At 71.3% G+C, this 12,654-nt stretch carries 15 protein-coding genes and 4 tRNA genes; 13 read left to right on the plus strand and 6 right to left on the minus strand.

Annotation, left to right across the window (positions count from 1 at the left end; genetic code table 11):
- Positions 1–160: 160 nt before the first annotated feature.
- Positions 161–1,408 (minus strand): APC family permease, encoded by a 1,248-nt coding sequence (locus ACZ44S_RS35070; RefSeq protein ID WP_466936712.1) that lies wholly within the window; start codon positions 1,406–1,408, stop codon positions 161–163.
- Between the two features lie 91 nt (positions 1,409–1,499).
- On the opposite strand from ACZ44S_RS35070, the gene ACZ44S_RS35075 reads away from it, so the two are divergent.
- Positions 1,500–1,766: a GlsB/YeaQ/YmgE family stress response membrane protein gene (locus ACZ44S_RS35075; RefSeq protein ID WP_466936714.1), complete on the plus strand. Its 267-nt coding sequence runs from the start codon at positions 1,500–1,502 to the stop codon at positions 1,764–1,766.
- 52 nt (positions 1,767–1,818) lie between these two features.
- Here ACZ44S_RS35075 and ACZ44S_RS35080 read toward each other — a convergent pair whose 3' ends face one another.
- Positions 1,819–2,307, minus strand: coding sequence for a YajQ family cyclic di-GMP-binding protein (locus ACZ44S_RS35080; RefSeq protein ID WP_024883143.1), 489 nt, complete (start codon positions 2,305–2,307; stop codon positions 1,819–1,821).
- 235 nt (positions 2,308–2,542) lie between these two features.
- Here ACZ44S_RS35080 and ACZ44S_RS35085 point away from each other — a divergent pair.
- Positions 2,543–2,624 (plus strand) — tRNA-Tyr (locus ACZ44S_RS35085).
- A gap of 92 nt (positions 2,625–2,716) precedes the next feature.
- Complete coding sequence (locus ACZ44S_RS35090; RefSeq protein ID WP_466936717.1) at positions 2,717–2,929, plus strand: hypothetical protein; 213 nt, start codon at positions 2,717–2,719, stop codon at positions 2,927–2,929.
- A gap of 13 nt (positions 2,930–2,942) precedes the next feature.
- On the opposite strand, the gene ACZ44S_RS35095 is transcribed toward ACZ44S_RS35090, so the two are convergent.
- Both ACZ44S_RS35095 and ACZ44S_RS35100 read right to left on the minus strand, forming a co-directional pair.
- On the minus strand, positions 2,943–3,599 hold the full coding sequence (locus ACZ44S_RS35095) for an NAD(P)H-binding protein (RefSeq protein ID WP_466936719.1): 657 nt from the start codon (positions 3,597–3,599) through the stop codon (positions 2,943–2,945).
- Positions 3,600–3,653: 54 nt separating this feature from the next.
- A complete protein-coding gene (locus ACZ44S_RS35100; RefSeq protein ID WP_466936721.1) occupies positions 3,654–4,922 on the minus strand; it encodes an amidohydrolase family protein in 1,269 nt (422 codons plus the stop codon).
- 293 nt (positions 4,923–5,215) lie between these two features.
- Between ACZ44S_RS35100 and ACZ44S_RS35105 the strand changes: the two genes are divergently transcribed.
- The 7 genes from ACZ44S_RS35105 (at position 5,216) to ACZ44S_RS35135 (ending at position 8,487) form a co-directional block, all read left to right on the plus strand.
- Positions 5,216–5,288 (plus strand) — tRNA-Thr (locus ACZ44S_RS35105).
- Positions 5,289–5,334: 46 nt separating this feature from the next.
- Positions 5,335–5,407 (plus strand) — tRNA-Met (locus ACZ44S_RS35110).
- Positions 5,408–5,495: 88 nt separating this feature from the next.
- Entirely contained in the window at positions 5,496–5,660 is a 165-nt protein-coding gene (gene rpmG / locus ACZ44S_RS35115) for a 50S ribosomal protein L33 (protein ID WP_003948671.1), read from the plus strand.
- Positions 5,661–5,754: 94 nt separating this feature from the next.
- Positions 5,755–6,207: a MaoC family dehydratase N-terminal domain-containing protein gene (locus ACZ44S_RS35120; protein WP_190166792.1), complete on the plus strand. Its 453-nt coding sequence runs from the start codon at positions 5,755–5,757 to the stop codon at positions 6,205–6,207.
- 8 nt (positions 6,208–6,215) lie between these two features.
- Positions 6,216–6,644: a MaoC family dehydratase gene (locus ACZ44S_RS35125; protein WP_466936785.1), complete on the plus strand. Its 429-nt coding sequence runs from the start codon at positions 6,216–6,218 to the stop codon at positions 6,642–6,644.
- A gap of 54 nt (positions 6,645–6,698) precedes the next feature.
- A complete protein-coding gene (locus ACZ44S_RS35130) occupies positions 6,699–7,754 on the plus strand; it encodes a UDP-N-acetylmuramate dehydrogenase (RefSeq protein WP_466936723.1) in 1,056 nt (351 codons plus the stop codon).
- 64 nt (positions 7,755–7,818) lie between these two features.
- Positions 7,819–8,487 carry a hypothetical protein gene (locus ACZ44S_RS35135; protein WP_466936725.1) on the plus strand — a complete coding sequence of 223 codons (669 nt, stop codon included), beginning with the start codon at positions 7,819–7,821 and terminating at the stop codon, positions 8,485–8,487.
- Positions 8,488–8,528: 41 nt separating this feature from the next.
- Here ACZ44S_RS35135 and ACZ44S_RS35140 read toward each other — a convergent pair whose 3' ends face one another.
- Together ACZ44S_RS35140 and ACZ44S_RS35145 are read right to left on the minus strand one after the other, a co-directional pair.
- Complete coding sequence (locus tag ACZ44S_RS35140) at positions 8,529–9,566, minus strand: adenosine deaminase (protein WP_466936727.1); 1,038 nt, start codon at positions 9,564–9,566, stop codon at positions 8,529–8,531.
- A 122-nt stretch (positions 9,567–9,688) separates the two neighbouring features.
- The gene (locus tag ACZ44S_RS35145) at positions 9,689–10,915 is read right to left on the minus strand and encodes a pyridoxal phosphate-dependent aminotransferase (RefSeq protein ID WP_466936729.1); all 1,227 of its coding nucleotides are present in this window, start codon (positions 10,913–10,915) and stop codon (positions 9,689–9,691) included.
- A 284-nt stretch (positions 10,916–11,199) separates the two neighbouring features.
- On the opposite strand from ACZ44S_RS35145, the gene ACZ44S_RS35150 reads away from it, so the two are divergent.
- From ACZ44S_RS35150 to nusG, 3 genes are all read left to right on the plus strand, one after another.
- Positions 11,200–11,272, plus strand: a tRNA-Trp gene (locus ACZ44S_RS35150).
- Positions 11,273–11,381: 109 nt separating this feature from the next.
- Positions 11,382–11,669 carry a preprotein translocase subunit SecE gene (secE, locus tag ACZ44S_RS35155; protein ID WP_125504759.1) on the plus strand — a complete coding sequence of 96 codons (288 nt, stop codon included), beginning with the start codon at positions 11,382–11,384 and terminating at the stop codon, positions 11,667–11,669.
- A gap of 80 nt (positions 11,670–11,749) precedes the next feature.
- Positions 11,750–12,601 (plus strand): transcription termination/antitermination protein NusG, encoded by an 852-nt coding sequence (nusG, locus tag ACZ44S_RS35160; protein ID WP_466936731.1) that lies wholly within the window; start codon positions 11,750–11,752, stop codon positions 12,599–12,601.
- The last annotated feature ends 53 nt before the right edge of the window (positions 12,602–12,654 follow it).

A 12,654-nucleotide genomic window follows, 5' to 3' on the forward strand; every position in this document is an offset into this window, starting at 1 on the left:
GCCCGCACGGTCGTCGGCGCCGGCCCGCATGCTGAATCCATGACCGAGCACGAGCAGTTGCCGACACCGGCGGCGGACAGGGCGCACAAGTCCCGCCCTCCGCATCGGCCTTGTCTCCCCGACGTACGGCCCTCCGCCTCCCGGCCGACGCGCCCTTCCGCTACCGCGCGCCGCCCGCCCGCCGCACGCCGTACACCAGCACGCCCGCCAGCAGTACCCCCGCGCCCGCGGCCACCGAGACCCACGGCAGCGAGAACGCCAGCACCAGACAGCCGGCGAGACCCACCGCCGGCACCACCCGGGTCATCGGCTTCGCATCGAGCGTCCAGGCCGACGCGTTGGCCACCGCGTAGTACGTCAGCACACCGAAGGAGGAGAAGCCGATCGCACCCCGCACATCCACCGTGGCGGCCAGCACGGCGACCACGGCACCCACCGCCAGCTCCGCCCGGTGCGGCACCCGGAACCGCGGGTGCACGGCGGCCAGGGCACCCGGAAGATGCCGGTCCCGGGCCATGGCCAGCGTCGTCCGCGACACCCCGAGGATCAGAGCGAGCAGCGAACCCAGCGCCGCCACCGCCGCACCGACCCGCACCACCGGGGCGAGCCCCGGAACCCCTGCGGCCCGCACCGCGTCCGTGAGCGGCGCCGCGGCGTCACCGAGCTCCCGCGCCCCCAGCACCGACAGGACGGCCACGGCGACAGCCGCGTACACGACCAGCGCGATGCCGAGGGCCAGCGGGATCGCGCGGGGGATGGTGCGTGCCGGATCCCGGACCTCCTCACCGAGGGTCGCGATACGGGCGTACCCGGCGAAGGCGAAGAACAGCAGACCGCCGGCCTGAAGCACCCCGCCGGCCCCGCCCGGCATGCCGATGTCCAGGCGCCCGGCATCGGCCTGCGCCGATGTCAGACACCCGACCACCACGGAAGCGAGGACCGCCAGGACCACACCCACGATCGCCCGCGTCAGCCACGCGGACTTCTGGACACCGCCGTAGTTCACCGCGGTCAGCAGCACCACGGCGGCGACCGCCACGGCGTGCGCCTGGTCCGGCCAGACGTACGCGCCCACGGTGAGCGCCATCGCCGCGCAGGAGGCCGTCTTCCCGACCACGAAGGCCCAGCCCGCGAGGTAGCCCCAGAAGTCCCCGAGCCGCTCACGTCCGTACACGTAGGTGCCGCCCGAGGCCGGGTACAGGGCGGCGAGGCGGGCCGAGGAGGTGGCGTTGCAGTAGGCGACCACGGCGGCGACCGCCAGGCCCAGGAGCAACCCGGTGCCGGCCGCGTGCGCGGCGGGTGCCAGGGCGGCGAAGATCCCGGCTCCCACCATCGAGCCGAGACCGATGACCACGGCGTCACCCAGGCCGAGCGTGCGGCGGAGTTGAGGGCCCTTTGTCTCTGTCACGGCCGCACCCTACTGACCGAACGCAACCGGCACATGGACGAGTGGCGTCTTTCCGGGTGCAAGGAGAGCGGGAAAGGGGCAGGTACACGGCATGACGATCATCAGTTGGATCATCCTGGGACTGCTGGCCGGAGCGATAGCGAAGTTCCTGCTCCCCGGCCGTGACCCGGGCGGGCTCATCGGCACGACACTGATCGGCGTGGCCGGCGCGTTCATCGGCGGCTGGATATCGGCCCGTTGGCTCGACCAACCGATCACCAAGGACTTCTACGACGGCTCCACCTGGCTCGCCGCGATCGGCGGTTCCCTGGTGCTCCTGGTCGCCTACCGCATCCTGTTCGGCCACTCCCGGAACTGAGACGGGGTGGGCGCCACGCGGGCGCCCGCCCCTCCCGTCCCCGTCCGGGGACCTACCGGTAGTTCACGAACTGCAGCGCGAAGTCGAAGTCCTTGCCCTTGAGAAGGGCGATGACGGCCTGGAGGTCGTCCCGGCTCTTCGAGCTCACCCGCAGCTCGTCGCCCTGCACCTGCGCCTTCACGCCCTTCGGGCCCTCATCCCGGATGATCTTCGCGACCTTCTTCGCGTTGTCCTGGGAGATGCCCTCCTCGATCGACGCGAAGATCTTGTACTCCTTGCCCGAGAGCTGCGGCTCACCCGCGTCCAGGGCCTTCAGCGAGATGCCCCGCTTGATCAGCTTGGACTGGAAGACGTCGAGGACAGCCTTCACCCGGTCCTCGGAGTTCGCCTCCATGAGGATCTTCTCCCCGGACCACGAGATCGAGGCACCCACGCCCTTGAAGTCGTAGCGCTGCGAGATCTCCTTGGCGGTCTGGTTGAGGGCGTTGTCGACCTCCTGCCGCTCGACCTTCGAGACGATGTCGAAACTGGAGTCGGCCATGTCCTGTGGCTCCTTGGATCGGGGTGCGTATCGGGCTGTGCACCGAATGCGTACTGGCGTACATGCGGCGGCCCCCGAGCACGGCATCGGCCCCGGACCGCATCCGGACCAGCCTAGTCACCCGCCGCCCCGCCGGTGGCGATCAATCGGGTGGCGAAGCACCCCTTCCCATCGGGTATTGTTTACGTCGTTGCCACGGAGCACCGCCGAAAGGCGGTACGAAGGCAGCGACCCCGGCGGTGTGCCCGAGCGGCCAAAGGGAGCAGACTGTAAATCTGCCGGCTCAGCCTTCCCAGGTTCGAATCCTGGCGCCGCCACACTGGGGAAGACCCCCTCCGGACTGCGGAAACGCGGTCCGGAGGGGGTCTCTTCGTGTTCGTGGGGTCAGGCGCCGGGGCACACTGGCTGCATGTCGCCCCGTCGCCGTGCCTGTCCCGAGTGCCGTCGTGAGATCGCCGTGGTCGCCGGACGGTATGCGCGGCACGACCCGCCCGGCGCCCGGGGGAGCGGGGAGCTGACCTCGTGCCCCGGATCGCGCAGGCGGGCCCCGCTCGGTGCGGAGCAGCCGTCGCTGGACGGTCACGTGGTGCCTCAGTTCCCGGGGCAGATGCCGCTCTTCTAGCGCCCGGCGGTGCTCAGTTGCCCGCCACCGACTTGACGGCCACCGACACCGGAGCGGACCCGCTGATGAGTTCCAGGGTCAGTCCCGCCGTGGCCGGCGTGTCCACCAGTTCCGCCAGCACGGCGGCCACGTCGTCGCGCGGGACCGGGCCGCGGCCCGTGTGCGCCTCCAGACGGACCAGGCCGGTGCCGGCGTCGTCGGTGAGCTGACCGGGACGCAGGACCGTCCAGTCCAGGGCGTCCAGGCCGCGGATGTACGCGTCCGCCTCGCCCTTGGCGCGCAGGTACACGTCGAAGACCTCGTCGCCCTCGTGCGCCGGGTCCGCGCCCATGGACGACACGATCACAAAACGCCGTACGCCCGCGCGGACGGCCGCATCGGCGAAGAGGACCGCCGCCGCCCTGTCCACCGTCTCCTTGCGGTCCACCCCGCTGCCCGGGCCGGCGCCCGCCGCGAACACCGCGGCGTCCGCGCCCTCCAGGCACTCCGCGACCTCCTCCACCGACGCGGACTCCAGGTCCAGGACCACCGGTTCCGCGCCCAGCTGCCGCAGCTCGTCGGCCTGTTCGGGTTTGCGGATGATGCCCGCCGCCTCGTCCCCGCGCGCGGCGAGCAGCCGCTCCAGCCGCAGCGCGATCTGACCATGACCACCAGCGATGACAATGCGCATGCTTCCGACCGTACGCCGGGGCGACCCCGTCCGCCGCGCGACGCCGCGACGCACCTACGCGGACCCCCGCCCCTGCCGGGGCAGTCCGGGCCCCGCCGTCCCCGTCGAATCGCAGTACTCGCGCACCGCGCTCGTCCGCGCCACCACCCGCCCTCCGTGCACCACGACGCGGCTGTACGCCAGTGACAGCGCGCCCGGCAGCCCTTCCCCGCGCACGGCCAGCAGCTCGGCCGGGAAGCCCGCCTCCACCCGCACCTCGGGCAGCCCCAGAGCGGCCCGCGCCGCCGTGCTCACCGCGGCATAGGCGTCCTCGGCGGGCAGGCCCTGGTGCGAGGCCAGCAGATAGGCGGCCTCCAGCGGGTCGCCGCGGCCCACCGGGTTCGACACGTCCCGCAGGGCGCCGCTCCCGGCGGCCACCCGTACCCCCGCCGAGCGCAACAGCCGTACCGGCGCCGAGCCCCGGCCGTCCGCGGCCGCGCAGCCGCCCTGCGGCAGGCACACCACCGTCACCCCGGCCGCCGCGAGCCGGTCCGCGGTCCGGGCGGCGAGCTCGTCCGGCAGCCCGGCGAGACCGCCGCACGGGCCGAGCGCGACCCCCGGCCGCAGCCCGCCCGCCATGGCCGCGAACCGGGCCAGCCGGGTGGGGTCGGTGGCGTCCGTGTGCAGGTCGACGGGGCAGCCGTGCTCGGAGGCGACCTCCAGCACCGCCTCCACATAGCCCGTGGGATCCGGGTCGAGGTCCGGACAGCCGCCCACCACGGACGCTCCCATCTTCAGCGCGTCCCGCAGCACCGCGAGCCCGTTCGCCCCGGCCACCCCGGTCAGCACCCGGGGCATCGCCACCGTTGTCAGCTCGGTCAGCCCGCGCAGCGAGCGCCCCGCCCGCAGTACGGCGGTCAGTGCCCGGAGTCCGGCCAGATCGCCCACGCGTACATGGGCCCGCAGCGCCGTGGCGCCGTGCCCGAGCTGGAGCAGGGCCGCCTCCGTCGCACGGCGCTGGACGTCCTGGGGGTCGTCCGGGACGGGGCCCTCACCGCCGGCGGACAGGGCGGTGTCCGCGTGGGCGTGGGGTTCGGCGGGGGCCGGCAGGAGGAGATAGCCGGTGAGGTCGACGCGGGTGACGCACGCGCGCGTGCCGTCCGCCGCCGCCAGGCTGCCGGCCGTACCGACCGCCTCGATGCGCCCGCCGCCCAGCCGTACGTCCACGGTGCGTCCGTCGGTGAGCCGTGCACCGCGCAGAAGGACCGGGCCCGGGTCGGGCGCACCCGGGCCCGGGAGCGACGGCCAGGGGTCGGACGGTGGCTGCGGCTGGCTTTCGGGCATCGCGCTCCTGGGGCTCGGGCTGCGCACGAGGACGCACGTCACGCTGAGACAAGATCACGCCGGGACAAGATCACGCAGAGTGAGTCGAGCCTAGGATGGCCGCCCGCCGCTCGCCGGGAGGAGCGCAATAGTCGTACCAACGTGGTCCCCCGGGAGTGCAGGCGTGGTCCCCCGGCAGGGCAGGCGTGGTCCCCCTTCCCGGGGGGAGTACGGGCGGTCCCTCCATGAGGGGACAGGGGGCCCGAAACGGATTTGGGCGAACGGCGGCGGACCGTGTAATGTCTTCATCGCTCGCCCCAATAGCTCAGTCGGCAGAGCGTCTCCATGGTAAGGAGAAGGTCAACGGTTCGATTCCGTTTTGGGGCTCTGGTGTGTGAGGTTCCCGCCGCGAGGCGGGGCCCGATCGCATCAAAGCGGTGTAGCTCAGTCGGTAGAGCAAGCGGCTCATAATCGCTGTGTCACCGGTTCAAGTCCGGTCACCGCTACAGACAGTAGCCGATTGCGGGGTCGGTCCTTCGATCGGCTACTCTTCTTGCGTAAATACAGTCAATCCGTTCGTCAAGGAGCACTCACGTGGCTGCCACCGACGTCCGCCCGAAGATCACGCTGGCCTGCGTGGAGTGCAAGGAGCGGAACTACATCACCAAGAAGAACCGGCGTAACAACCCGGACCGTCTTGAGATGAAGAAGCACTGCCCGCGTTGCAACGCGCACACCGCGCACCGCGAAACGCGATAAAACAGGCTCGTACACGAGGCCGTCCCCCCACTCGGGGGGCGGCCTCGTGTCGTTTCGGTACTGGCTCGTTTCAGATACAGGAGGTGCCGCGCGCATGGCGCTCGACCAGTCCTTCGTGGGGCGGAGCTACCCGCCCACCGAGCCCTACGAGGTGGGCCGCGAGAAGATCCGTGAGTTCGCCGAGGCCGTGGGGGACGCCAACCCTGCGTACACGGACGCGGAGGCCGCCAAGGCGCTCGGCCACCCCGATGTGATCGCCCCGCCGACCTTCGTGTTCGCGATCACCTTCAAGGCCGCGGGGCAGGTCGTCGCCGACCCCCGGCTCGGTCTCGACTACAACCGCGTCGTGCACGGCGACCAGAAGTTCGCGTACAACCGCCCGGTGCGCGCCGGTGACCGGCTGACCGTGACCTCGACCATCGAGAAGATCAGGTCGATGGCCGGCAACGAGGTGCTGGACATCCGTGGCGAGGTCCACGACCAGGCCGGCGAGCACGTCGTGACCGCCTGGACCAAGCTGGTGGCCCGCGCGGCCGAGGAGGCGTGAGACACATCATGACGGCGAAGATCTCCTACGCCGACGTCGAGGTCGGCACCGAGCTGCCCGCCCGGACGTTCCCCGTGACCCGCGCCACCCTCGTCCAGTACGCGGGCGCCTCCGGCGACTTCAACCCCATTCACTGGAACGAGAAGTTCGCCAAGGAGGTCGGGCTGCCCGACGTCATCGCGCACGGCATGTTCACCATGGCCGAGGCGATCCGCGTGGTGACCGACTGGGTGGGCGACCCGGGCGCGGTCGTCGAGTACGGCGTCCGCTTCACCCGTCCGGTCGTCGTCCCCAACGACGATGCGGGCGCCACCATCGAGGTCAGCGGCAAGGTCGCCGCCAAGCTCGACGACAACACGGTCCGCGTGGACCTCACCGCGACGCACGACGGACAGAAGGTCCTCGGCATGTCGCGCGCGGTCGTCCGCCTGGGCTGACCCGGACCGGTCGGGGAAGCGGGGCCCGCGGTGCCGTCTCGTAGTCTTGAGCCCGTGCAGGAACTCCATGACGCCCCCCTCGCCCCGCTGACCACCTTCCGGCTGGGCGGCCCCGCGACCCGGCTGGTCACCGCGACGACCGACGACGAAGTGATCGCCGTCGTCCGCGACGCCGACGACAGCGGCACCCCGCTGCTGATCATCGGCGGCGGATCCAACCTGGTCATCGGCGACAAGGGCTTCGACGGCACCGCCCTCGTCATCGCCACCCGCGGCTTCGCCCTGGACGGTACGCGCCTGGAGCTGGCGGCCGGAGAGGTGTGGACCGACGCCGTCGCCCGCACCGTGGAGGCGAACCTGGCCGGTGTCGAGTGCCTGGCCGGCATCCCCGGCTCGGCGGGCGCCACCCCGATCCAGAACGTCGGCGCCTACGGCCAGGAGGTCTCCTCCACCATCACCGAGGTCGTCGCCTACGACCGCCGGGCACGGCAGACCGTCACGCTGAGCAACGAGGATTGCGCCTTCTCGTACCGCCACAGCCGCTTCAAGTCCGACCCGGAGCGCTACGTCGTCCTGCGCGTGCGCTTCGCGCTGGAGGACGCCGGCGGCCTCTCCGGCCCCGTCCGGTACGCCGAGACGGCCCGCGTCCTCGGTGTCGCGCCGGGGGAGCGGGTACCGCTGGCCACCGCCCGCGAGACGGTTCTGAAGCTCCGCTCGGGCAAGGGCATGGTCCTGGACCCCGAGGACCACGACACCTGGTCGGCGGGCTCCTTCTTCACCAACCCGATCCTCGATGACGTGGCGTTCGCCGCATTCCGCACCCGCGTGCGAGAGCGGCTCGGTGAGGGCGTCGAGGCCCCGGCCTACCCGGCCGGCCCGGGCCACACCAAGACCTCCGCGGCCTGGCTGATCGACAAGGCCGGTTTCACCAAGGGATACGGCAGCGGCCCCGCCCGCATCTCCACCAAGCACACCCTCGCCCTCACCAACCGCGGTGACGCGACCACCGAGGACCTCCTGGCGCTCGCCCGCGAGGTGGTCGCCGGGGTGCACGAGGCCTTCGGCGTCACGCTGGTCAACGAACCGGTCACGGTGGGCGTGAGCCTGTAGCCCCGCAATCTCCGTTGCCGCCCGGCACACGCGCCCGCGATCATGGGTCCGTGAGGCCGACCGCATGCGTCTGAGACTGCGTCGGTTCCGTCCCCGCACCGGCCCCCGTGAGCATCGGGTGGTCCAGCCCCTGCACCCGCTGCGCCACACCTCGCTGCGGGCTCCCGAACCCATCGGGCTGCTCATCGGTGACCACGACGGACTGAACCGGCTCGCCGGCCTGTTCTCCTTCGCCGCGTACTCGCGCCGCACGATCGTCCACGTGCCGCTGCGGGACGGAGTGCCGCCCGCCGAGGGGACCGGAGAACCGGTGGACCTCGTCCTGGTCCACCACTCCTACGGCCTGCGGCCCAGCACCTGGCCGCGGCTGCGCCGGTCGCTCGGTCCGGGCACGCCCCTGACCGTCCGTACGGACGAGGCCCGCACGGACCGGGACGCCGCCGTATGGCGCCGGCGCGCGGCGCGCGCGGACTGCCGGGACGAGCTGCGGCACGCCCACCACGCGCGCACGGTGTTCCTCTTCGGCAGCCGGGACGTGTTCGCCGAGGCAGCCATGAGCTGCGCGCACGCGGCGAGGTGGGGGCCACGGCAGAAGGGCGTGGCCAAGGGGCGCATGGCGATGGTGTCGAGCCTCCCCGGGCTCGTGCAGCGGCCCGGCGGCGGGCACCCCGAGGAGATCCTCGTCTGCTTCAAGCCGTATCCGCCCTACGCCCACTTCAAGCGGCCGGGGTGACGCCGCCCGCGGCTGCGCCGGGGTGACCGGCGCCGCCGCGACTACACCGGGGCCGTGAGCCAGTCGTCCACGCCCGCCAGGAGCTTGGCCTTCACGCCCTCCGGGGCCGCCGAGCCGCGTACCGACTGGCGGGCCAGTTCCGCGAGCTCCGCGTCCGTGAAGCCGTGGTGCAGCCGCGCGAACTCGTACTGCGCCGCCAGCCGGGAGCCGAACAGCAGCGGGTCGTCCGCGCCCAGCGCCAGCGGCACCCCCGCCTCGAACAGCGTCCGCAGCGGTACGTCCTCGGGCTTGTCGTAGACCCCCAGCGCCACGTTCGACGCCGGGCAGACCTCGCACGTCACCTGGCGGTCCGCGAGCCGCTGCATCAGCCGGGGGTCGTCCGCCGCCCGGACCCCGTGGCCGATCCGGTGCGCCTCCAGGTCGTCCAGGCAGTCCCGTACCGACGCCGGTCCCGCCAGCTCGCCGCCGTGCGGCGCGGACAGCAGTCCGCCGTCCCGGGCGATCGCGAACGCCCGGTCGAAGTCACGGGCCATCCCGCGACGCTCGTCGTTGGAGAGGCCGAACCCGACCACCCCCCGGTCCGCGTAGCGCACCGCCAGCCGGGCCAGCGTGCGCGCGTCGAGGGGGTGCTTCATCCGGTTGGCGGCCACCAGCACGCGCATCCCCACCCCGGTGTCCCGCACCGCCGAGTCCACCGCGTCCAGGATGATCTCCAGGGCCGGGATCAGCCCGCCCAGCCGGGGCGCGTACGACGTCGGGTCGACCTGGATCTCCAGCCAGCCCGAGCCGTCGCGCACGTCCTCCTCCGCCGCCTCCCGCACCAGCCGCTGGATGTCCTCCGGCTCGCGCAGACACGAGCGCGCCGCGTCGTACAGCCGCTGGAAACGGAACCAGCCGCGCTCGTCCGTGGCCCGCAGTCTCGGCGGCTCCCCGCTGGTCAGCGCGTCGGTCAGCGCCTCGGGCAGGCGCACCCCGTACTTGTCGGCCAGCTCCAGCAGGGTGGTGGGCCGCATGGACCCGGTGAAGTGCAGGTGCAGATGGGCTTTCGGCAGCTCAGAGACATCACGTACACGCTCCATCGGTCGATCCTGCCGCACGTCCCGCCCGTCCCACTAGCGCTTTCCCCTTTCGTGGTCTTGCTCGCACAAACGAACAGGGGCGCCCGGAGTCACATCCGGGCGCCCCTGCGGCGAAGGGGAGGTCAGTCCCGCGCCTCCGCCAGCAGCTTCTGGATCCGGCTCACGCCCTCGACGAGGTCCTCGTCGCCCAGCGCGTACGACAGACGCAGATAGCCGGGCGTGCCGAACGCCTCACCGGGCACCACCGCGACCTCGGCCTCCTCCAGGATCAGCGCGGCCAGCTCGACCGAGTTCTGCGGCCGCTTCCCGCGGATCTCCTTGCCGATCAGCGACTTCACCGAGGGGTAGGCGTAGAACGCGCCCTCGGGCTCGGGGCAGACCACGCCGTCGATCTCGTTGAGCATCCGCACGATGGTCCTGCGCCGCCGGTCGAAGGCCTCGCGCATCGTCGCGACCGCGTCCAGGTCGCCGGAGACGGCGGCGAGAGCGGCCACCTGGGCGACGTTGGAGACGTTGGACGTGGCGTGCGACTGGAGGTTGGTCGCGGCCTTCACCACGTCCTTCGGGCCGATGATCCAGCCGACCCGCCAGCCCGTCATCGCGTACGTCTTCGCCACACCGTTGACCACGACGCACTTGTCGCGCAGCTCGGGCAGCAGCGCGGGCAGGGACACGGACACCGCGTCGCCGTAGACCAGGTGCTCGTAGATCTCGTCGGTGAGCACCCACAGGCCGTGCTCGACGGCCCACTTGCCGATCGCCTCGGTCTCGGCCTCGCTGTAGACGGCGCCGGTGGGGTTGGACGGGGAGACGAACAGGACGACCTTCGTCTTCTCGGTGCGGGCCGCCTCCAGCTGCTCCACGCTCACGCGGTAGCCGGTGGTCTCGTCGGCGACGACCTCGACCGGGACACCGCCCGCGAGCCGGATCGACTCCGGGTACGTCGTCCAGTACGGCGCCGGGACGATGACCTCGTCGCCCGGGTCGAGGATCGCGGCGAAGGCCTCGTAGATGGCCTGCTTGCCGCCGTTGGTGACGAGGATCTGGGAGGGGTCCACCTCGTAGCCGGAGTCGCGCAGCGTCTTGGCGGCGATCGCGGACTTCAGCTCGGGCAGGCCGCCGGCCGGCGTGTAGCGGTGGTACTTCGGGTTCTTGCAGGCTTCGATCGCGGCCTCGACGATGTAGTCCGGCGTCGGGAAGTCGGGCTCACCGGCGCCGAAGCCGATCACCGGTCGCCCGGCGGCCTTGAGGGCCTTGGCCTTGGCGTCCACGGCGAGGGTGGCGGACTCGGAGATCGCGCCGACTCGGGCGGAGACCCGGCGCTCGGTGGGAGGGGTTGCAGCGCTCATGGGGCCCATCGTTCCAGACCCGGATCCCGCCGGGCACGAGGGTTTCACGGACTGAACATGACCGGGCAAACCACTGGACACCAGTCCGGATCCACCGTGCCGTGGCCGCGTGGCCAGGACGATCTTCCGCCGTTCCGTCGCCGGAGCGGTCCGTCCCAGGGACTTTCTGTTCGACGCCCGGCCCAGGAGCACGTACACTCTCACCTCGTTGGCCCTCAGCGGCCCGCGCTCAGCCGGTGCACACCAAGCATCCGGTCGGATGCGGTACGTTGGGGAGCGCACAAAGGGTCGTAGCTCAATTGGTAGAGCACTGGTCTCCAAAACCAGCGGTTGGGGGTTCAAGTCCCTCCGGCCCTGCTACACACACCATCGCCAGGATGTGTGCGCATGTACGTACAGCAATGCACCGCCGTGCGGGCTCAGACCGGGCGCGGCACGGCCACGACCCGGAATCAGGTGAGGACGAGTGACGGACGCCGTGGGCTCCATCGACATGCCTGATGCCCAGGACGAGGCTCCGGACTCCAAGAAGAAGACCCGCAAGGGCGGTAAGCGGGCCAAGAAGGGTCCGCTGAAGCGCCTGGCGCTCTTCTACCGTCAGATCGTTGCGGAGCTCCGCAAGGTTGTCTGGCCGACCCGTAACCAGCTGACGTCGTACACGACCGCAGTGATCATCTTCGTGGTGGTGATGATCGGCCTGATCACCCTGTTCGACTATGGCCTCAGCAACGCCGCCAAGTACGTCTTCGGCTGATCCCCGAGCGAAGAGCGCCGAGGTACCCGGCGCTCCTTTCGCATGTTCCACCCCTATGTATCCAGGAAGAAGCAGCCACCGTGTCTGACCCGAACGTGAACGACGCCGTCGAGCCTTACGGCGAAGGGGCCGAGTCCGCCGAGGACGCGCTCGCCTCCGTCGAGGGCGCGGACGTCGAGGACACCGAGGCCTCCGCCGAGGCCGAGGCTGCCGGCACCACCGAGGACGAGGCCGCCGAAGCGGACGAGACCGCTGCGGACGAGACCACCGAGGCCGTGGAAGCGGCCGAGGAGGCCGAAGAGCCCGAGGACGACCGCGACCCGGTCGAGAAGCTCCGCGAGGAACTGCGGACGCTCCCCGGCGAGTGGTACGTCATCCACACCTACGCGGGCTACGAGAACCGGGTGAAGACCAACCTGGAGCAGCGCGCCGTCTCGCTGAACGTCGAGGACTACATCTTCCAGGCCGAGGTGCCGCAGGAAGAGGTCGTCCAGATCAAGAACGGCGACCGCAAGACGATCAAGCAGAACAAGCTCCCGGGCTACGTCCTCGTCCGCATGGACCTGACGAACGAGTCCTGGGGCGTCGTCCGCAACACGCCCGGCGTCACCGGCTTCGTGGGCAACGCCTACGACCCGTACCCGCTGACGCTGGACGAGATCGTCAAGATGCTCGCCCCGGAGGCCGAGGAGAAGGCCGCCCGCGAGGCAGCCGAGGCCGAGGGCAAGCCGGCTCCGCAGCGCAAGGTCGAGGTCCAGGTGCTGGACTTCGAGGTCGGCGACTCGGTCACCGTCACCGACGGCCCGTTCGCCACGCTCCAGGCGACCATCAACGAGATCAACCCCGACTCCAAGAAGGTCAAGGGCCTGGTGGAGATCTTCGGCCGCGAGACGCCGGTCGAGCTCTCCTTCGACCAGATCCAGAAGAACTAGCCCTTCTGGAACGGCTGATACACAGCTTCCGCGCAGGTCAGGCGAACGCTCGC

It is taken from the genome of Streptomyces malachitofuscus (genome assembly GCF_055571035.1).